Genomic DNA, 17,892 nt, shown 5'->3' with positions numbered 1-17,892 from the left:
TCGGACATCGCAGGCCGCCCCGTCCCGTCGTCGACACAACCCGATCACACGCTGCCGAGCACGACCTCGATTAGCTATGCAGGGACCGACGACGAGGACACCGGCACCCGCTCAGCCCTTGACGCTAAACACCTCACGCTGATGTCCGGACGAACCCACGGCCGCGAAGGAGCACTCACGCCCCACTCACGTCCACCAAGAGTGGATGCCGCGCCCCGCTACGGCGACGGCCGGCCGTGCCTCAAAGCACGTGTTCGCCAAGCGATCCAAGCAAAGACCGGGACCGGGACGAAGAAGAGGATCGCGAATGCGACGTACGCACTTTTGTGCTGCGTAGCCGTCTCATAGATTGCCCAGACTGTTGCGGCGGCGAGGGCCAAGGTCGTGAACAGGCTTAACGCCCAGCGGGCGCGGGGGTAGCTGACGGCGGCTAGACGCTCTTCCATCGGGACCGGCTTACCGGTGGGGTTGCGACGAATCTCCTCGTCTTGAGCTCGACGGTTGCGATGCCACCACGGGCCAACCACGAGGATCAACCCAGCGACTGTGCACATCAAGCCCACAACCGAAAGTGCAGCGGAGGCGGGGCCTATGCTTCGCAGGAACCGGATTCCCAACGGCAACAGCAGCAACCCCCAACCCAACACTTGGTAGGGCCAGCGTCCCCAACGCTGCCAACGAGATCCGTCTCCCATGTTCCCCCCAACGCTTCCGCTCTCAGGCGAGGGTAGCGAGCCATCGGAGGGATCTGCCTTTCAAGCGCGAAGATGATCAACGCCCTGTCATGGACACGATCGGTTTCACCGCCCGCGGCATTTCCGTACGTTCGCGCGGACTCGCGTTCACGCGTGGGGCGAGTGGTGTCCAGGGTGGGCGGGTCATGCCTTCCCGCGTGGCGCTCCCTTCCAGCGGGCTGCGAGGGCGAGGGCATCGCCGAGCCTGCTTTCGCTTCTCGCAGGGCACGCGCCGCCCGTCGGCCCCTGTCGTCAGCGCGAACAGCGCGGGGTCGCAGCCGGGCGAGCTGGCACCAGGCCGATACCGTCTCCGCTGGAGTTGCAGGCGAATCCGGCGGTTCCGCAGCCCGTCGGACATATGCGGATTCGCCCGCCACGGACGACTGCAGACCGGGGTCGCACAGCGCGTGAGTGGCCCGGGGAGAGCGTGAAGGGGGTATGGACAGGAGGCCAGGGGGTCCGTCGTGATTGCCCTCGCTGTGGGCGCGGCCACGGTGGAGTTGGACAACGAATATCGACAACTCAGGTTCGCTGAGCGGGCGCCGTCCACTTCGCACCGCCGGGAAGGAGCGCCATGAGCGCCGCCGTCATAAAGACCCCCATCCGCCAGCTGAGGATCACGGACCGGTGCGACCGGTGCGGTTCGCGGGCCTACGCGCAGACGCGGAGCCCCGAGGGCCTCAAGCTGCTGTGGTGCGGGCACCACTTCAAGCTCCACGAGCCCGCCCTGATCGAGAAGGCTCACGTCGTCGAGGCCGACGAGCGCGAGCTCATCAACCCGATGCCGAGCCCGTCCGCGAACTGAGCCCGGCGACAACCCGTGCCGCAGGGTAGCCCTTTCCGGGGCCTGACCTGCGCGGTCGGGTCTATCGCTCGGATCGCGGCAAATCGGACGTCGAGGAGCGTCGTTTGAGGGTGGTTCAGGGACATCGTCCCGGCTACGACCTGCGGCCGACGACTCTGTGAACTAGAGGCACCTGGCGCCCGGTGCTGGCGTCCACCAGCGCCCTGCCTCCTATCGGGCGTTCGAGACGCACTACGACCAGATCACTGCACGACGGCGCGGCTTCCCCGGCGGGCGGGACGGCACTCAGTGCAACCCGCACTTGGTCGGCCGATTCCGAGATGCGTGAGCCGTAGGGCTGTCGTCGGCATCCCTCGGCCGACAAGGTGATCGTTGTCGCCTCGGTCCCCGAAGCGACTCCTTCATGGAATGTCACCGGAGTGACAGATGCCGGCGTCGCGCAGGTTGTCACGGCATACAGAAGGAACAGGAGGGCGACTCCGCGCCTCAGCCGGCACAGCGGATGTGACGTCACGACCCTCCCACACTTGGAGGCAGCGAAAGGTTGCGCGGACATGCGGGCTGAACTGAGCGCAAGCCGTGCGACTTGCGGCATGTGCGTGCGATCCGATTCAGCGCCTGATGCCCTCACTGAGGAGGAGCAGTCGGCCCGTATCCTCCATTCACATCCTTGGACGGCGGCGTCGGGTCGCTTCGCTCCCAGACCTCCCGAGCACCGGCCAAAGGCTTCCAGAGCAGCTCCGGGCGGCTGGCCAGTGGAAAGAGGTCCTGTCGGACTTTCCGGTAGGCCGCCCGCCGGGCTGCCGAGACGTCCGAGGCGTCAGACGTCTCGCGTGGAGTCGTCGCGGCCATCTGCTTTGCCTGCCCGCTTTGGGGCTGGCCATGCGTGATGAGCAGGTAGAGAGTCCAGGGCGTCGTGAGGACGAGGCAGCCCACGGCCAGGGCGACCCAGCCGGAGTCGAAGACCCGGTTTGCGAGCCAGGCCGCCGCGGCGACGACGACCACGAACGCCACACGCACGATCCATGCGATGGCCCATCGGCGCCGGGCGGAGCTCGGCTGTCCTTGTCCCGGCATGACGTCTCCTGAGTGCGATCGGCTACCTTCAGTCTGCCGTTTCCCCGGGCCTGCTGGGGTTTGTGGGCCCCTGGTGAGCCGAGGCGCTCTCGCTGTCGACGCGGCAGCGAACTGCACTCGAAGGCCGCGGGGGATCGCACGGGCCCTTAGCTTGCGTTGAGCCGGACGGGCGAGGCAGGCGCCCCCTCACCGGACGAGGCGCCGCCACCGACAGGGTCGGGTGTTCGTCTGCAGCGCAGCATTTCCTGACATTGCGGAGAAGACTGTGCAACTGTTTAGCGTCAATACTGATCAGCGATCTTGGAGCCCGCCAGGGAGTGCCCGTGTCAGCCAGCAATCTCTCGCCTCGCTGATGGCGTCTCGTGCTGGGGCTGCGGATCTTGCTTACCGCGGGGCTGGTAGTCATCACGCTGGTGGCGGCGGTGCGATTCAGCCCCTGGATGCTGTTGGCTTTCGGTCCCGGCATTGCCATCAACCTCTGGTACATCTTCGTGTTGATTCGGTATGGACCGAGCGGTCCTCCCAAGAGGTTGATCTAACCCGTTCGGCAGTTCACGCAGAGCCACGGCGTTGACCAGGCGCCCGGTAGTGGGAGAGGCAGCGCCCAGCCGCCCCGAAGGCGCTAGTGCATGGCGCATTGCAAAACGTCCTCACATCGGCATGTCCGGACGTATGGACACCACTGACGAAGACTGGGTCCACGACCACGACCCGATCCCCTTTAGGGGTCGGTCGTGGTCGCGGTCGTCACGGATGCCCCCTGGACAAGGGCGTGACGTTGCGTACGAGGCGACCCGATCCTGCGCTGCCCGCGCCCGACGGCATTGGACTTGGGGGCGGGACGGCTGCCTCAGCCTGCCGCCTGTCGACACACCCCCAGGCATCTGGGCACTCATGTCCTCTGATGGTCGACAGTCGAAGGGCCTATGCGGTCTCACATCTCACAGCTGTCGCCAGATCGAGCCGCTCGTCACCCCAGTTGGGCACGCCGAAGAACTGCGCCTCAACGCAAAAAAAAGGCCGCCTGGCCGGCCCCGCCCGTCCGGAGGACGAGTGGAGCCGGCCAGAGACGGTCATGGGCTCGGTGGGTCTGGATTGGACTGCCCCAGGGCTCGGTACACGGACGCTCGACTCACGCCGACCACGCGTGCAATGGCAGCGACGTCGTGCTCCCGGCTCTCGTACATGCTCCGGGCAACGTTCAACTTCTCCGGCGTCCACACCGTTGGTCGGCCGCCGTTGCGTCCACGAGCGCGGGCTGCTGCAAGGCCGGCCATGGTCCGTTCGCGGATCAGGTCACGCTCGAACTCTGCCAAGGCGCCGAAGACGTGGAAGATGAGCTTCCCACCGGGGGTCGAGGTGTCGATGCTCTCGGTGACGCTGCGGAAGGCGACGCCGCGGCCCTCGAGCATCTGGACCGTGTCGATGAGGTGCCGCAGGCTGCGGCCAAGCCGGTCGAGCCTCCACACCACCACGGTGTCTCCGGGGCGGAGCTGGTCGAGCATCGCGTCGAGGGCCGGTCGATGTTCGAGCTTCCCCGACGCCTGGTCGGTGAAGATGCGTTGGCAACCAGCGGCCTCGAGCGCGTCCCGTTGCAGGGCTGCATCCTGCTCGAGCGTCGAGACGCGGGCGTACCCGACGAGGTAGCCGGCGTTGGGTGTCTCACTTCTCATGGTTGAGCCTCCTTCTGAGACGTTGAATCTGGAGATGGGTTGTGGGGCAGCAGAACGCCCCGCCACCAGGGCTGGTGGCGGGGCGTCTCAGAACCGCTCGTTTGTGCGCTCCATTCTTGCTGCGACCAAGAGTTTGGAGCCCTTCGACCAGCAGTCCGGTGTTCGAGCCATAGTCCTGCCGCGACGGGAATTAGGTCGCTCGGTCGAAGAGCGTGGGCTGCCGAAGCAACCGCGAGGAGGCGGTGGAGTGGAGCGCACGCCAAACGGACTCGTGCTGCAGCACACGTGCAGGCATAACTAGAGGGCGCCGCGGTGGCTAGTACTGCGGCAGCTCGGCACGGGTGGCTGAATCTGCATGGTGGCCGTCACATCGGACGATTTCGGTTGCATCCGCAGTTGGACTTATGTCCTCGCCTTGAATCCAGCCGAGTGGAGTGCGAATCCAGAGGGCACCTGACTGGTCCTCGGTCTGACACAGGGCGCGAAGAAGACTGCCGGCCGGGGCGCGGTAAGCGACCCTTGAGGTGGTTGTGATGCGGTTGAAGGTGTTCGCGCTTTTCATGGGAGAAATCGCAAGGTACGACAATTCATACCCCGTCACATAGTCCGGTAGGGATATCCCGGTCATCAATACTTTGTTTTGGTCTGTCAAGCCAAGGCTTACCGTGACTTGATACTCAACCACTTGACCTCGCGACGCCTCATTGGATTTGCCGGGAAAGGTGCGGTAGTGGACGATGTATGTATTGTGATTAGCACCAGGCCGGATAGGTCCTAGGCGCTCAGCCCAGAGAATATTGGTCCAGTCCCTGAGAAACGTTTCCTTTCCAATTTCATCCTGCACTGGCTTGTCCAGCATCTTCCAGGCTTCGTCGGGCCGCGCCGCTCCAGCTCGACCCAGGAACGTATCTATGAAGTCCTTCGCCTCAACGTCAGGGATGCGCAGATCACTTGCCGCGCAAATTGGTGGCGTAGCCACCATTGAACCGTAGAGCGGGGCGTTGGAGCACGCCGCATGGCGCAGGTCCCCGCCCCACCAAGCAGTCCCGAAGCCAGCGACAACTGCCGCGGCGATCCACACCGGGTGATCCTTGATGCTCACGGCCGCCCCTGTTCTTGACGGAGTCCAAGTCTTCTGCCGGTCGAAGGCATGTCCAGGAATTCGAGGCTAGTACCAGTCGAGCAGGAGAATGTGCTTGTTTCGCCTACTTGGGGTGCGGAAGCGAGGCGTACGCCTGCAATTTGGGTTCAATGCCCTTTTCATCTGGCTGAGTCCCATCGTCACGATCTCTTTCCAACGAGCGAGATAAACTCGGGCAATCCGCTGATTCTGGATGATTCCGATCAGGGGCACGGGAGCGCGTCGTCTGGATGGTGGTCTACCTTGCTGGACACCGCGAGGCTGGCCTGGGTGCCGTTCACAGCGGCTCGTCCTCGAGGTCGTAGCTGCTGCCGTAGTCGGGGCGGAAGGACCAACGGCGAGATGGGGCTCCGTTGTTGGGGCTCGAGGGCCGGGACAGGACGGCGACGACGCCTTCGACGGCCTTGACGCACACGAGGACGACGTCGGCGAGGTCACGGACCGCGCGTAGGCCCGCCGTCGCCGTCTCGGGCTCGTGCTCTCGGAGCTTGGCGTAGGCCACGACGGTGAGGGCCGCTGCGGCGGCCACGGACATGACGATGATCATGGGTTCTCCTCTGAGACAGGGCAGGAGGCCCGCCGAGGAACCGGCGAGCCTCCTGCAGTGGTGCGGATAGTCAGTGCCGGGCGCGGGTGCGCCGAGCGTGGGACTGGGCTTGCTGCGCGGCGCGCCGCTCGGCCCGGTTGCGGGGCTCGAACCCTTCAGCCCACACCTCGTGTCCGTCCGGCTCGGCCGGCGGCCACCCTTCGTCGCCCATGTTCGTCGAAGGCTCAGTGGCGAACGGCGTGGAGCGCTGTGCTGGCTGTGACGATGAACGCGCCGATGATGTTGAAGCAGTGCGGAGTCCGGCGACGAGGTCGACGAGCACGCTCGGAGCGAGGACCAGCGGCAGCAGGAGCAGCTGGACGCCCCAGCGCAGCCACGAGCCGCCGACGAGCCCGCCCAGGAGGCGGTGCAAGACGGTGGACTGGCTGACCGGCCGGACCAGAACTGCCAGGGACGTGACCGCCCGGCCTACGGCCTGCGAGACTCGGTGGGCGGCGACTGCGACGAACAGGCGCCGTACGGCGGTGCCGGCGTTGGCGAGTCCCGTCGCGATGCGGGAGCCGGTCGGTCCGCACATGCCGAGCAGCGAGCGTGTCTGCTGCCACAGCGCCTTCGCGCCGGCGGCGATCTTTGAGCCGAAGAAACGTCCGACCCGGACTGTCCCCCTCCAGACGGCGGGGATGCTGAAGATCGCGGCGGCGGCCGTGACGGGCCCGACGGACCTGATCAGGTCACCGAGGCTGGTCAGCCGCGCGCCGAGGCGTTGCAGCGCGGGGTTGCCGCCGAGCGCGGACAGGACGGTGCGGGCCTGTCGCAGAACCCAGCCGGCCGCGCCGCGAGGCAGGGCGAGGATGGTGTCGAGGGCGCGTCTGGCGGCTTGTCGGAGGCGGAGCAGGAGCGCGAACCGTTGTTGCTGTGGCGGGGCGGGGACGGCGTAGAGCCGCCCGTCGATGGGTGTGGCGGTGGACACGGTGGATCTCCTTCTGGTTGAAGCCCGGCAGCGTGGGTGCGTCCGGGCATGAGAAAGGCCCGCCGCGTCGTGCGGCAGGCCTCGGTTTCCGAGTGGTGTTGTGGGTCAGGGGCGTTCGGGGCGGATGCCCTCGTCGAGCATCAGCCGGAGCAACTGGGCCAGCCGGTAGTCCCGGTCGCACCGCAGTGCCCGGTCGAGGGCCACCCGGGCGAGGGCTCCGTCGCCGTGCCACCACGAGTAGGTACCGGTCAGGGTCAGCACGGGCGCGGCGTGCTCGTCGGTCGCGTGCTGGCACAGGCCGATGAGGCGGGACTTGATCGCGCCGGTCGTCAGGTCCACGTCCTGGGTATCTTCGGCTGTGCGAACGGCCTTGCGGCACTGCAGGACCAGCGCCTGGGTGTCCTGAGGCAGGATCTCGAGCTTAAGGCCGTTAGGGATTAGCACTGCCGCGATCCCATCTCGGGTCGGCACGTCCTGCAGGGACTGCAGCGCGACCGCGGCGTCCGCGATGCGCAGCGCGCCGGTCGGCCGCGTGAGGACCCGACTCCAGACCTCGGCGAGTCGGTGGCTTCGGCTGCCCGTCAGCAACGTTGGTGCCGTTCGCTCGTGCCTGAGCAGCTCGTTGACGTCGGCAGCGGCCGGGGCGGGCTTGAGCTGCTCCGCGAGGGCACGCCGGTCGGCCAGTGGAGCGCTACCCACCCCGACGAACTCGGCGAGCACGGATGACGCCTCTGCTGGCGGCGGCACCGCGGTGCCTTGTGGCGGACAGCACGAGGGGTCGGTGCAGTCGAGCGAGCGCCAACGTCCGTCGTGGACGATGATCCGGTCACGCACTGACACGTCCTGGGCGCGAAGTCGCTCGCCGAGTGCCTCAATGAGGGGCCGGGAGTCGCCGGCCGTGTTCTCGTAACCAACAAGGAGGGCGGCTGCAGCCTTCTCCTTGAGGACGTGACGCTGTAGCGCCAGTGCCACCTCGTCGACGCGGTTGGGGTCCGGCAGGTCCATGCGCTGGGTCAGGTCGATCTTGTTGTCCTTCAGTGCCAGAACGACGATGGACTGGCGGGGCTCGAAACCGAGCAAGTGTGGGATGACGGCGAGCAGCTCGGCGGGACTGCGTAGCTTGATGGGTGGTGCGGTCATGGTCTTCCTTTCGGTGAGGCCCGGCGGATTCCGGGCACGCGAAAGGGCCCGCCACCGATGTGACGGGCCCTTCGCGAACTCTGTGCGAGGGGGTTTCTCCAGTCCGCTGGTGGTGGACGTGGTTATCCCGATGCCTCGTGGTACTCATTTTACCATCCAATTCCGTTGCCGCACATGGTGATTCGACCATGCCGGTAGCGGCGGGGAAACAGCGGTGGAGCGGCCGACGACTCTACGGAAGGTGCATGAGCAGACTCCAGCAGCGGTGGCAGCAGTGGCGACGGACATGGTCGGCCTGGTCTGCTCGAGCAGAAGCCGCCTCGGTCGCGATGGCCGAGGAACACCGCGAGTCCGAAGCAAGGATGGTTGACGCCTGGCGCAGGCGAGCTCGCGTGGGCAACAGCCCTAGGCCGAGCACCTTCGACGGCACGTAGGCCGCTGGGATCTGTATCAGTCGAGTCAGGGCCGCGGAATGGGACCTGTGCTCGAGTCTCCGTTGAAAGGGGCCGTCGCCGCCTCTGGCACCGGCCGTCTCAGGGGGAGTTCCATCGGGGAGATGGCCCTCAACCCGGATGTGCAAGTCCTTCGCGATGAGTACCTGCTGCCCTACGTCGGCGGCGCACGGCAGCTCTACACGTACTACCTCGGCCGGTACCTCGACTGGTGCGACGTTCAGGCGTACGAGCCGCTGACCGTCACACGGGCGGACATTGAGCGATACGTCCACCACCTCCAGTTGGACAGTGGCACGATGACCAACTGTGAGCAGGGGAAATGCCAGCGCGAGGCGCCGCATCCACCGTTCCGTCGTGACCTTGACCGCGGCCGCAGTGCTCACCGTGACCGGGTGCAGCAGTTCCCCGACAGCCGAGCGCCCCCAGCAGAGTCCGGTGAGGCCCAGAACGACGGTGTCCACCGCACTTGCCCCATCGGCCACCCCGGGGTCTGTCACCAGCGGGCGCACCACGGTGGCCTTGGTGGGTGACGCCACCCACCGGGCGACCGTCACGGCCGAGCCCCTGGTCGGCACGCCCAAGACGGAAGCGGTCGCGCTCGCAGCCCAGCTCCCGGTCGCAGTCGGCCAGCCCATCGAGATCACCAGCAGCGGACCCGTAGGCCCCGCCGGCGTCACCATCACCCGCAGGTACAACCACCCGCTGCCCGCCGGCGCAGCAGCCACACTCGCGTACTTCGATCCGACCTGGCAGACCTGGGTCGCTGTCCCCAGCACCCTGTCCCCCGACCGCACCAGCGTGTCAGCCACGGTGCACCACCTGTCCCTGTGGGACGACTTCGTCTCCGGCACCACGCAGGTGGTGACGAACGCAGCAACCTCGGCCGCCGACTGGGCGTACTACCAGGTCGGGAAGGTGTTCGACACGCGTGTGGACGCGCCGACCTGCACCAGCCCCCGGCCCACCTGGGTCAAGGACGTCATCACCATCCAAGCGAACCGGAACAACCCCATCCTGTTCTGCACCGGCCAGGACCCCAAGGACGCGACCACCGTCGTGGTCAAGGCGCGAGTCAACCGGGGCTTCGGCTTCACCTGGACAAGCCCCACCACGTCCGTGTGGACGTGGAACAGCGGCAACGACCCTTCCGCCCGTCAGGACATCCTGAACGCCCTCAGCGGGCTCGACGCCATCTTCGCCGCGTCCGGGCGAGCCGTCGTGGCTGGAAACCAGTTCGTGAACGCGGGCGAGGAGATCGACGTCGGCTTCAGTGAGACCCAAGGCCGGTCTGCCGGGACGAACCCTGTCCTCGAGCTCACCCCGCAGGACACCCTCGGGTTCCTGACCGGCACTCTCGGATCCCTGGTCGGCACCGACCTGATGACCAAGGCCGAGGGACCCGTCGTCGCCGCGATCGTGCTCGCGAAGTGCGCAGTCGACCTACGCGGTGCCAAGACTGCAGGCGGCGCCGCGAAGGCCGCCATCAGCTGCCTTTCGACCGTGGATGAAGGCGTCGCCCGCCAGCTGGGGCTCTACCTGCTCAAGCGAGGGAGGGCCAACCCCGGTCAGCTCGCCGGCAAGATCGTGGGCCGTGCCACCATGGTCTTGGCCGTGACTGGGCCGCTATTCGACGGCCTCAACTACTGGGCTGAGCGCACCGGGTCACGGTACGCGCGCACCGTAACCTTGGTCCCCACCACGCAGGTGGCGACCCCTGTCCCGGTGCAGGAGTACGGGCGGCACGACTTCAACCTCAAACTGCGCAAGGACGGCACCGCCACCATCCTGAATTGGGGCTGCAGCGGATGGTTGCCGAACGACTCCTGCTCCCAGATGGCCGACGGGACCTGGGCGGTGGTCGGGTCCAAGCTGCGCGTCACCGTCACCCGCGCGTACTACGTCCCCAACGACGGCAGCGGCGCCCAATCCCCGATCCCAGACAGCTACTGGAAGCAGACCTCTCCCCGCGTCTGGGGCAACGTCGGCGACTACCTCGACCTGTGGAGGAACTCCGTGCCTGGCACGGTCATGGTTGGCGGTGGATACAAGGGCGAGTCGACGTACAGCAGCATCCCGCCCATCGAGCTGTGCGACACGACTCCGAAGGGGGTGGCGGCTAGTTACTCCGGGATCTGCGGCGCTTGACCCAACGCACCTCCCTGCAACACCCACACGCACTGGCCGACCACCATCCCTATTAGTGGTCAAGTTTGGAGCATGTCCTCGCCGACGAGTCGAACACCAGTTCTAGAATGCGCCACACTGTTGCCATGGCTGGCGGATCAGGACGGGGGCACGAGCACCCCATCCCGCCCGTCCCACCGAGCCGACGGCACTGCTGGGTCCGCGGCGGCCCCGACGCTCCTGGCCCCCACCCCGGCATCGTCGTCGAGTGGCAGCAGCGCGACGGTGCGTGGTTCGCGCTGGTCGCCTACCTGATCGAGCCCGACCGCGTCCTTGTGCAGCAGTGGCTGTCGGCAGGGCTGCTGACGAGAGTTGGCTGACGCCAAGGACTCGAAGGACCATCGCGGTTCACCGGCCGAGGGTCGCTTCCTGAGGGTGATGCCAACTGGTCCTTTCGGGTCCTTCGCTAGACCGGAGACCCGGTCGAGGAGTGGCGCACAACGAGTTCGGTCGGGAGCACCGAGTGGATCGGCGGCCGCCCCGGACGGGCGAGTGCCTCGACGAATCTGCGGGCGGCGTGCGCGCCGAGGTCCTCGAGGGGCTGGACCACCGTGGTGAGGCCGAAGAACTGGGCCATGTCGTGGCCGTCGAAGCCAACCAGTGCGAGGTCCTGCCCCGGCTCGAGCCCGGCTTCCCGCAGGGCGCTGATGGCACCGAAGGCCATCTCGTCCGACATCGCGAAGACGGCCGTTGGCGGTTCCGGTGCCTTGAGGAGGCGCCGCATCGCCTCGGCCCCGCCGCTGACCGTGAAGTGACCGGCCTCCTCAAGGGTGCGATCGACGGTCAGTCCAGCCTCCTCCAACGCTGCCACGAACCCGAGGTACCGCGGACGCTCGAGGACGAGCGGGTCACGGTTCTCCCGGCCGTAGATCAGGCCGATGCGCTGGTGGCCCAGCCCGATGAGGTGCTCGGTGGCGGTCCGGGCGCCGGCGGTGTCGTCGATCATGACGCTTGACGCCCCCTCGGCGGAGCTGCCGATCAGGCTCACAGGCACGTCGAGCTCGAAGAGGCCACGCAAATCGGGGCTCTCGGCCGCGACCGACATGACGATGAAGCCGTCGACCCGCTTCCGGAGGCGCTGGATGGGCGGCGCGGGGTGGGGGTCGCTCGGGTCGCCGAGGCAGTAGAGGACGACATCGAGGTCCGAGGCGCGCAGCTCGCGCTCGATGCCGCTCAGCATTCGGGCAAAGGACCACCGGGAGATGTACGGCGTGATGATGCCGACGCTGTTCATTCGCCCGGTGGTCAGCGCTGCCGCGGCCGGAGACCCCACGTAGTGGAGCGTCTCGGCCGTGCGCAGGACGTGCTCGCGCGTCGCGGGGTCCACCGTGTCGAACCCCCGCAGCGCCCGGGACACCGTCGCGGTGGACACGCCGGCCGCCTTCGCGACGTCTTTTACGGTCACGCCCATGGGCACTTCCTCCCCTCAGGGCAGACGGAGCGCGGGGTTGAGCTCGTGGTGGGGCCGGCTTGGCCCCCTGCTCGGATCATAGGTTTCCTCACGGGCGGACGGGCCCCGTCAGCGCTGCGGCAGGTCACGGGTGCGCTGCTCGACGCCGTCGGCACCGTACGGCCACGGCGCGGCGTCTGGCGCGGAGACCGCGGTGAGGTGCTCCATCTCCTCGGCGCTGAGGGTCAGCTCCGCCGCGCCAAGGTTCTCCAGCAGCTGCGGCACGGAGCGGGCGCCAAGGAGCACGCTGGAGACGCCGGGTCGCTGGGCGACCCAGGCGAGGGCGACCTGCGCCATCGTCGCCCCTCGGTCGGCAGCCACCTTGGCCGCGGCTTCGAGGACCTGCCAGGTCCGGGGGTTGGCGGCACGGCGGTCGTAGGCCTCCAGCCCGCGGCCCGGGTCCTCACCGAGGCGGGTGGCGCCCACCGGTCGGTGGTCCTGGGTGTACTTGCCGGTCAGCCAGCCCCCGCCCAGCGGCGACCAGCACAGCAGGCCGAGACCGTTGTGCGCGGCGGCCGGTGCGATCTCCCACTCGATCTCGCGCACTAGCAGGCTGTAGCTGGGCTGGAGCGCGACCGGTGCCGCGAGCCCACGGGCCTGTGCGAGGTCAGCGGCCTTCTGGACCTGCCAGCCCAGGTAGTTCGACAGGCCCGGGTAGCTGATCAGGCCGGCCCGGACGGCGTCGTCGAGAAAGCCCAGGGTCTCCTCGAGCGGAGTCAGCGGGTCCCAGGAGTGCACCATGTACATGTCGACGTGGCCGCGGCCCAGCCGGCGCAGTGACGCCTCCAGAGCGCGCCGCAGGTGACGCCGGCTGGTGCCCTCGGCGCCGAACACGGAGGTCGCCGGGAAACGACCCTTGGTGACAATGACCATCCGATCGACGACGTCTGCGGGACGCTGTGCCAGCCATCTCCCGACGATCGTCTCGGCCGCGCCGGCACCGTATACGTCGGCGCAGTCCAGCAGCGTGCCGCCCGCCTCGACGAAGGCGTCGAGTTGGGCGAAGGAGGTCTCCTCGTCCGTCTCGCTGCCGAAAGTCATCGTGCCGAGCGCGTAGGCCGAGACGGCGCAGCCGCTGCGGCCGAGGAGGCGGTAGTCCATGGAAGGGGCTCCTGATCTGGGTGGTCAGCTGTGGTGGGTCAGCTGCGGTGGGTCAAACGGGGCGTCGGTCAGTTCGGGCTGACGCGGAAGCGGTCGGCCAGCGCGTCGAAGAGGGCGTCGTAGCGGGCGTCAACCCCCCGGCGCGAGGGGTCGGCGTCGTGCCAGGCGACGATCTCGCGAGCGCCGTGGCTGAACGGGATTCGGGCGCGCCACTCGGGGACGATCGTGCGCAGCTTGCTGTTGTCGAAGACCATGGAGTTGGCCTTGTCGCCCAGTAGGGCGGCGCCGAGTTCGGCGTCCGCGGCGGCGATCGCGTCGGACGGCACGTGCACCAGGCGCGGCTCGACGCCCGCGGCGTGGGCCACGGTCGTGTAGATCTGGTTCCACGTCGGCGTCTCGTCGGACGTGATGTGGAACGCCTCGCCGATGGCCGCCTGGCGGCCCAGCAGGCCGGTGAACGCGCGGGCGAAGTCCTCGTGGTGGGTGATGGTCCACAACGAGGTGCCGTCGCCGGGCACGATGACCTCACGGCCCTGGCGCATGCGCTCGACCACGGTCCAGCCGCCGTCGAAAGGGGCCATCGTCGGGTCGTAGGTGTGCGAGGGCCGCACGATCGTCACCGGGAACCCGCTCGCGCGGTAGGCGGCGACGAGGAGGTCCTCGCAGGCGATCTTGTTGCGCGAGTACTCCCAGTAGGGGTTGCGCAGCGGCGTCGACTCCGTCACCGGAAGGTGGGTGGGCGGCGTCTGGTATGCCGACGCGGAGCTGATGAAGACGTACTGCCCCGTGCGTCCGTCGAAGAGGTCCAGGTCCTGTTGGATGTGCTCCGGCGTGAACCCCAGGAAGTTCACGACGACGTCGAAGGTGGTGTCGCCGAGGGCCTCCCGCACCATGGCCGGGTCGCGCACGTCGGCAGTGTGGACGGTGACCTCGGCGGGCAGCGGCCGCCGCCCGTTGCCGGTGCTAACGCCGCGGTTGAGGACGCTCACCTCCATCCCGGCGGAGACCGCCTCGTGGACGCAGGAGGTACTGATGATGCCGGTGCCCCCGATGAAGAGGACTCGCTGCGTGTTCATGGTGCTCCGCTCGCTGGTGTGTTGGTGCTCGGGGCCGTCGAGTGGGTCCCCACCCACTGCCCCGGACGTCGGGGGGTATGCCGCGTGCTCGCGGCATACTCGTGGCTACTTGGCGCTGCCGGACGTGAGGCCGCTGATGATGCGCCGCTGAAACAGCAGCACGAGGATCACCAACGGCACTGTGACGACGACGCCGGCCGCCATCTGCGTCCCGAAGGGCTGGTCGAACTGCGAGTCGCCCGTGAACTTGGCGATGGCCACGGTGACCGGTTGCGCATCGGGGGTCTGGGTCATCGCGCTGGCGATCATGAACTCGTTCCAGGCCGATATGAAGACGAGGATGGCCGTGGTGAAGACGCCTGGGACGGCCAGCGGCAGCAGCACCTTCCGGAACGCCTGGATTGGGGTGCAGCCGTCGATGCGCGCGGCCTCCTCGAGCTCCCACGGCATGGCGACGAAGAAGCCGGTGAGGATCCACACCCCGAGCGGCAGGGTGAAACTGATGTCGGGGACCACCATCGCTTGGTAGGTGTTGATCCAGCCTAGGTCGGCGAACAGCTGGAACAGTGGGCTCAGGATGGCCACGCCGGGGAACATCGACGTCGCGAGGAACAGGCCCAGCACGACGTTCTTGAACCGGAACCGCAGCCGCGCCAGGGCATAGGACGCCATGACCCCGATCAGCAGGGACACCACTGTGGCCGTCCCCGCGACCACCAAGCTGTTGCGCAGTGCAAGGCCGAAGTTGTTCTCGTCCCCGAAGACCGCTGCGTAGTTGACCCATGACGGGTCCTTCGGCACCAGTCGGTTGTCGAAGATGGCGGCCGGCGCCTTCAAGCTCGAGACCAGCATCCAGTAGAAGGGCGCCAAGCAGAAGAAGGCGATGATTGCCATTCCGACCCAGAACCGCAGGGACTGGCCCAGTGGGCGCCGGGCTCGGCCCGACCTGCCCTTCGCGCCCTTTGGCGCCCCGCGGCCGCGAACCTCACCGCCGGCCGGCTGGTCCGTGGAGCCCTCCAGCTTCCCTGCAGATGTCGGGAGTGCGACGCTCACCTCAGGCCTCCTTGTCCGAGCCGGTCACGTTGGCGCCGAGCAGCCGTACGAAAAGGTATGCAGCGGCGAAGATCATGAGGAAGGTCAACGTCGACAGCGCTCCCCCGTAGCCGGCCTCGAGGTTCCCGAGGCTGGCCCGAACGACCAGGATCGACAGGGTGGTGGTGTCGTTGGCGCCGCCCGTGAAGATCGCCGGCAGGTCGTACATCCGCAGGGCGTCGAGCATCCGGAAGAGGATGGCCACGAGGAGTGAGGGGCGCACCAGCGGCAGGGTGATGTACATGAACCGCTTGACTGGTCCGGCACCGTCCATGGCGGCGGCCTCATACACCTCGTCGGGGATGATCTGCAGCCCGGCAAGGATGAGCAGCGCCACGAACGGTGCGGTCTTCCAGGTGTCCGCGAAGACGATGGCGAGCTTGGAGGGCCACTCACTGCCCGTCCAGGTGACCGAGGTGCCGAACAGGTGGTTGATGATGCCGCGCGGGTCGAACGCCCAGCGCCACAGCACCGCGGCCACCGCCGTCGGGATGGCCCACGGCACCAGCACGCTGGCGCGCATGAGGCCGCGTGCACGGAACGCTTGGTTCATGAAAAGCGCCATCGCCATGCCGATGACCGTCTCGAGGACGACCGTCGTGATGGTGAAGAACCAGGTGACTTTGAAGGACGCCCAGAACTCCGTGCTGTCCGGGCCCCACAGCGCGCGGGCGTAGTTGTCGATGCCGACGAAGGCTGGGGTCTCGCCGATGGTGTCCCCGAAGAAGGAACGCCCGATGCCTTGCAGGACCGGGTAGGCGATCACGATGCCCAGGACAACCAGTGACGGCACGACGAGCCAGAAGGCGAGCCGCCCGTCACCGGTGCGCCCGGGCCGCCGTCCGCGGCCCGGCTCCTCGGGTGAGGAGCCGGCACGGGAGCGGCTGCGGAGTGACAGGACAGTGGACAAGCGACTCGCCTCCGGTGGCGTTGTAGTGCGGTGCTGGTGCCGTGCTGGTGCCGTGTTGGTCAGCCGACCGCGCGGCCGAGCTCGTCGGCCATCGCGGTGATGGCCTGATCGACGGTGGCCTGGCCTTGAAGCGCGGTATACACGTTCTTCTGAATCGCCAGGCTGACCGCGTTGTAGTTCGGCGTCGCCGGTCGCGGCTCCGCCTTGAGGATCGACTGCTTGAGGATCGGCAGGTACGGCGCCGACTTCACGAGTTCCGGGTCGTCGTAGAGCGCAGTGCGCACCGACGCCTGGTTCATGTCCTTGACGACCGAGCGCTGGCTCTCCTCCGATTGCATGAAGGCGATCCAGTCCTTAGCGGTCTGCTTGTGCTTCGAGAACTTCGACACGACTAGGTCGATGCCGCCGAGCGACGACGTGCCGGGACCGGTGGCCCCGGGCAGGGTCGTCACGGCGAACTTGCCCTTGACGGCCGAGCCGTCCTCGTTGGCCGAGGTGTAGACGTACGGCCAGTTGCGCAGGTACATCAGGCGGCCTTCGACGAAGGCCCGGCGGCTCTCCTCCTCCTTGTAGGTGATGGCCTCCTTGTTGATGTCACCGGCCTTGAAGGCGTCCACGAGGGTCTGGAGCCCGGCCCGCGCCTGAGGCGAGTTCACGGCCACGGACCTGCCGTCCGCGCTGAGGAAGGAGCCACCCGCGGCGTTGATGGCCTCAGCTGCGTTGACAGTCAGGCCCTCGTATTGCGAGAACTGCCCGGCGTAGCAGTCGATGCCCGCCGGCCGGCCCTTGCAGGAGTTGAAGAGCTCCTTCCACGTCTTCGGAGGGGTCTTGACCAGGTCGGAGCGGTAGAACAGCAGGCCACCGTTGGTGATGAACGGGGCGCCGTACATCTTGCCCTTGTACATCGCGGTCTTCACCGCGGCCGGCATGATGTCAGAGCCGCCGTAGACCTTGGGGTCGAGCTCTTCGATCCAGCCGCGCGAGGCGAACTCGGAGGTCCAGACGACGTCGGACCACAGCACGTCGTAGGCGCTGGACTTGGCCTGGAAGTTCTGGACGAAGGACGTGCGCTGCTCGTCGGGCGACGCCGAGAGCTCGAGCATCGTGACCTTCTCGCTCGGATGCGCGGTGTTCCACTTGTTGAGGAGAGCCTGCATCTCCTTGGTGAAGTCCTTGCCGGAGGCGAAGGTGATCGGGCCCCGACCCGAGTCGCTGCTGCCGCTGGCGGCTTCATTGGTGCCGCAGGCGCTCAGGCTCAGGGCGCCGATCGTGAGGACCGCTGCGAGGGCAGCGGAAAACTTGGTGATGGGCATTGGACACTCCATGACTCAGGCACGACGACGGTGTCGACGCGAGAACGCGGGCATGGCGAACCGCCTTGGGCCACAAGGGTCTTGGGAAGGACACGCCACAGGAATGGCCGCACGCAGGTCCAGTGCGAAGCGGTTGCCTGGAGTCTGGGGGCACCGAACGGGCACTGTCAAGTAATCGGTTACATTTGTCCGCGCATTGGTCGGCGGCAAACGACTTCTCAGGC

16 protein-coding genes are annotated in these 17,892 nt (G+C 67.4%); 4 read left to right on the top strand and 12 right to left on the bottom strand.

Features of this window, described 5'->3' with window-relative positions:
* Positions 1–1,308: 1,308 nt before the first annotated feature.
* Positions 1,309–1,539, top strand: coding sequence for a DUF7455 domain-containing protein (locus AB4030_RS11285; RefSeq protein ID WP_442279316.1), 231 nt, complete (start codon positions 1,309–1,311; stop codon positions 1,537–1,539).
* Between the two features lie 627 nt (positions 1,540–2,166).
* Here AB4030_RS11285 and AB4030_RS11280 read toward each other — a convergent pair.
* The 6 genes from AB4030_RS11280 to AB4030_RS11255 form a co-directional block, all read right to left on the bottom strand.
* A complete protein-coding gene (locus AB4030_RS11280) occupies positions 2,167–2,553 on the bottom strand; it encodes a hypothetical protein (protein ID WP_442279315.1) in 387 nt (128 codons plus the stop codon).
* 1,136 nt (positions 2,554–3,689) lie between these two features.
* The gene (locus AB4030_RS11275) at positions 3,690–4,289 is read right to left on the bottom strand and encodes a recombinase family protein (RefSeq protein ID WP_442279314.1); all 600 of its coding nucleotides are present in this window, start codon (positions 4,287–4,289) and stop codon (positions 3,690–3,692) included.
* Positions 4,290–4,605: 316 nt separating this feature from the next.
* Positions 4,606–5,391 (bottom strand): hypothetical protein, encoded by a 786-nt coding sequence (locus tag AB4030_RS11270; RefSeq protein ID WP_442279313.1) that lies wholly within the window; start codon positions 5,389–5,391, stop codon positions 4,606–4,608.
* A gap of 316 nt (positions 5,392–5,707) precedes the next feature.
* Complete coding sequence (locus AB4030_RS11265) at positions 5,708–5,977, bottom strand: hypothetical protein (protein ID WP_442279312.1); 270 nt, start codon at positions 5,975–5,977, stop codon at positions 5,708–5,710.
* Between the two features lie 70 nt (positions 5,978–6,047).
* The gene (locus AB4030_RS11260; protein WP_442279311.1) at positions 6,048–6,947 is read right to left on the bottom strand and encodes a hypothetical protein; all 900 of its coding nucleotides are present in this window, start codon (positions 6,945–6,947) and stop codon (positions 6,048–6,050) included.
* Positions 6,948–7,052: 105 nt separating this feature from the next.
* The gene (locus tag AB4030_RS11255) at positions 7,053–8,087 is read right to left on the bottom strand and encodes a DUF4192 domain-containing protein (protein WP_442279310.1); all 1,035 of its coding nucleotides are present in this window, start codon (positions 8,085–8,087) and stop codon (positions 7,053–7,055) included.
* Positions 8,088–8,643: 556 nt separating this feature from the next.
* On the opposite strand from AB4030_RS11255, the gene AB4030_RS11250 reads away from it, so the two are divergent.
* The 3 genes from AB4030_RS11250 (at position 8,644) to AB4030_RS11240 (ending at position 11,046) form a co-directional block, all read left to right on the top strand.
* Entirely contained in the window at positions 8,644–9,072 is a 429-nt protein-coding gene (locus tag AB4030_RS11250) for a hypothetical protein (protein ID WP_442279309.1), read from the top strand.
* Positions 9,065–10,687 (top strand): hypothetical protein, encoded by a 1,623-nt coding sequence (locus AB4030_RS11245; protein WP_442279308.1) that lies wholly within the window; start codon positions 9,065–9,067, stop codon positions 10,685–10,687. Before AB4030_RS11250 ends, AB4030_RS11245 begins: the two co-directional genes overlap by 8 nt.
* A 125-nt stretch (positions 10,688–10,812) precedes the next feature.
* Positions 10,813–11,046 carry a hypothetical protein gene (locus AB4030_RS11240; protein ID WP_442279307.1) on the top strand — a complete coding sequence of 78 codons (234 nt, stop codon included), beginning with the start codon at positions 10,813–10,815 and terminating at the stop codon, positions 11,044–11,046.
* Between the two features lie 86 nt (positions 11,047–11,132).
* Here the strand turns inward: AB4030_RS11240 and AB4030_RS11235 are convergent, their stop codons facing one another.
* From AB4030_RS11235 to AB4030_RS11210, 6 genes are all read right to left on the bottom strand, one after another.
* Entirely contained in the window at positions 11,133–12,137 is a 1,005-nt protein-coding gene (locus tag AB4030_RS11235; protein WP_442279306.1) for a LacI family DNA-binding transcriptional regulator, read from the bottom strand.
* Between the two features lie 108 nt (positions 12,138–12,245).
* Positions 12,246–13,277, bottom strand: coding sequence for an aldo/keto reductase (locus tag AB4030_RS11230; RefSeq protein ID WP_442279305.1), 1,032 nt, complete (start codon positions 13,275–13,277; stop codon positions 12,246–12,248).
* Positions 13,278–13,345: 68 nt separating this feature from the next.
* Positions 13,346–14,353 carry an SDR family oxidoreductase gene (locus AB4030_RS11225; RefSeq protein ID WP_442279304.1) on the bottom strand — a complete coding sequence of 336 codons (1,008 nt, stop codon included), beginning with the start codon at positions 14,351–14,353 and terminating at the stop codon, positions 13,346–13,348.
* A gap of 105 nt (positions 14,354–14,458) precedes the next feature.
* On the bottom strand, positions 14,459–15,247 hold the full coding sequence (locus AB4030_RS11220) for a carbohydrate ABC transporter permease (protein WP_442279303.1): 789 nt from the start codon (positions 15,245–15,247) through the stop codon (positions 14,459–14,461).
* A 160-nt stretch (positions 15,248–15,407) separates the two neighbouring features.
* Positions 15,408–16,355, bottom strand: a complete 948-nt coding sequence (locus AB4030_RS11215) for a carbohydrate ABC transporter permease (RefSeq protein WP_442279302.1) — start codon at positions 16,353–16,355, stop codon at positions 15,408–15,410.
* Positions 16,356–16,414: 59 nt separating this feature from the next.
* Positions 16,415–17,668: an ABC transporter substrate-binding protein gene (locus AB4030_RS11210; protein WP_442279301.1), complete on the bottom strand. Its 1,254-nt coding sequence runs from the start codon at positions 17,666–17,668 to the stop codon at positions 16,415–16,417.
* Positions 17,669–17,892: the final 224 nt, after the last annotated feature.

Origin of the sequence: Terrabacter sp. 2YAF2, assembly GCF_052114705.1 — a bacterium.
GTDB lineage: Bacteria > Actinomycetota > Actinomycetes > Actinomycetales > Dermatophilaceae > Terrabacter.
This window is presented reverse-complemented; position numbering and strand designations above follow the sequence as displayed.

Bases quoted from the DNA above. Each gene is read 5' to 3' on its own strand.
- AB4030_RS11285 (WP_442279316.1), top strand. From the start codon at position 1,309: ATGAGCGCCGCCGTCATAAAGACCCCCATCCGCCAGCTGAGGATCACG.
- AB4030_RS11275 (WP_442279314.1), bottom strand. From the start codon at position 4,289: ATGAGAAGTGAGACACCCAACGCCGGCTACCTCGTCGGGTACGCCCGC.
- AB4030_RS11265 (WP_442279312.1), bottom strand. From the start codon at position 5,977: ATGATCATCGTCATGTCCGTGGCCGCCGCAGCGGCCCTCACCGTCGTG.
- AB4030_RS11255 (WP_442279310.1), bottom strand. From the start codon at position 8,087: ATGACCGCACCACCCATCAAGCTACGCAGTCCCGCCGAGCTGCTCGCC.
- AB4030_RS11250 (WP_442279309.1), top strand. From the start codon at position 8,644: ATGGCCCTCAACCCGGATGTGCAAGTCCTTCGCGATGAGTACCTGCTG.
- AB4030_RS11240 (WP_442279307.1), top strand. From the start codon at position 10,813: ATGGCTGGCGGATCAGGACGGGGGCACGAGCACCCCATCCCGCCCGTC.
- AB4030_RS11235 (WP_442279306.1), bottom strand. From the start codon at position 12,137: ATGGGCGTGACCGTAAAAGACGTCGCGAAGGCGGCCGGCGTGTCCACC.
- AB4030_RS11230 (WP_442279305.1), bottom strand. From the start codon at position 13,277: ATGGACTACCGCCTCCTCGGCCGCAGCGGCTGCGCCGTCTCGGCCTAC.
- AB4030_RS11225 (WP_442279304.1), bottom strand. From the start codon at position 14,353: ATGAACACGCAGCGAGTCCTCTTCATCGGGGGCACCGGCATCATCAGT.
- AB4030_RS11220 (WP_442279303.1), bottom strand. From the start codon at position 15,247: ATGGCAATCATCGCCTTCTTCTGCTTGGCGCCCTTCTACTGGATGCTG.
- AB4030_RS11210 (WP_442279301.1), bottom strand. From the start codon at position 17,668: ATGCCCATCACCAAGTTTTCCGCTGCCCTCGCAGCGGTCCTCACGATC.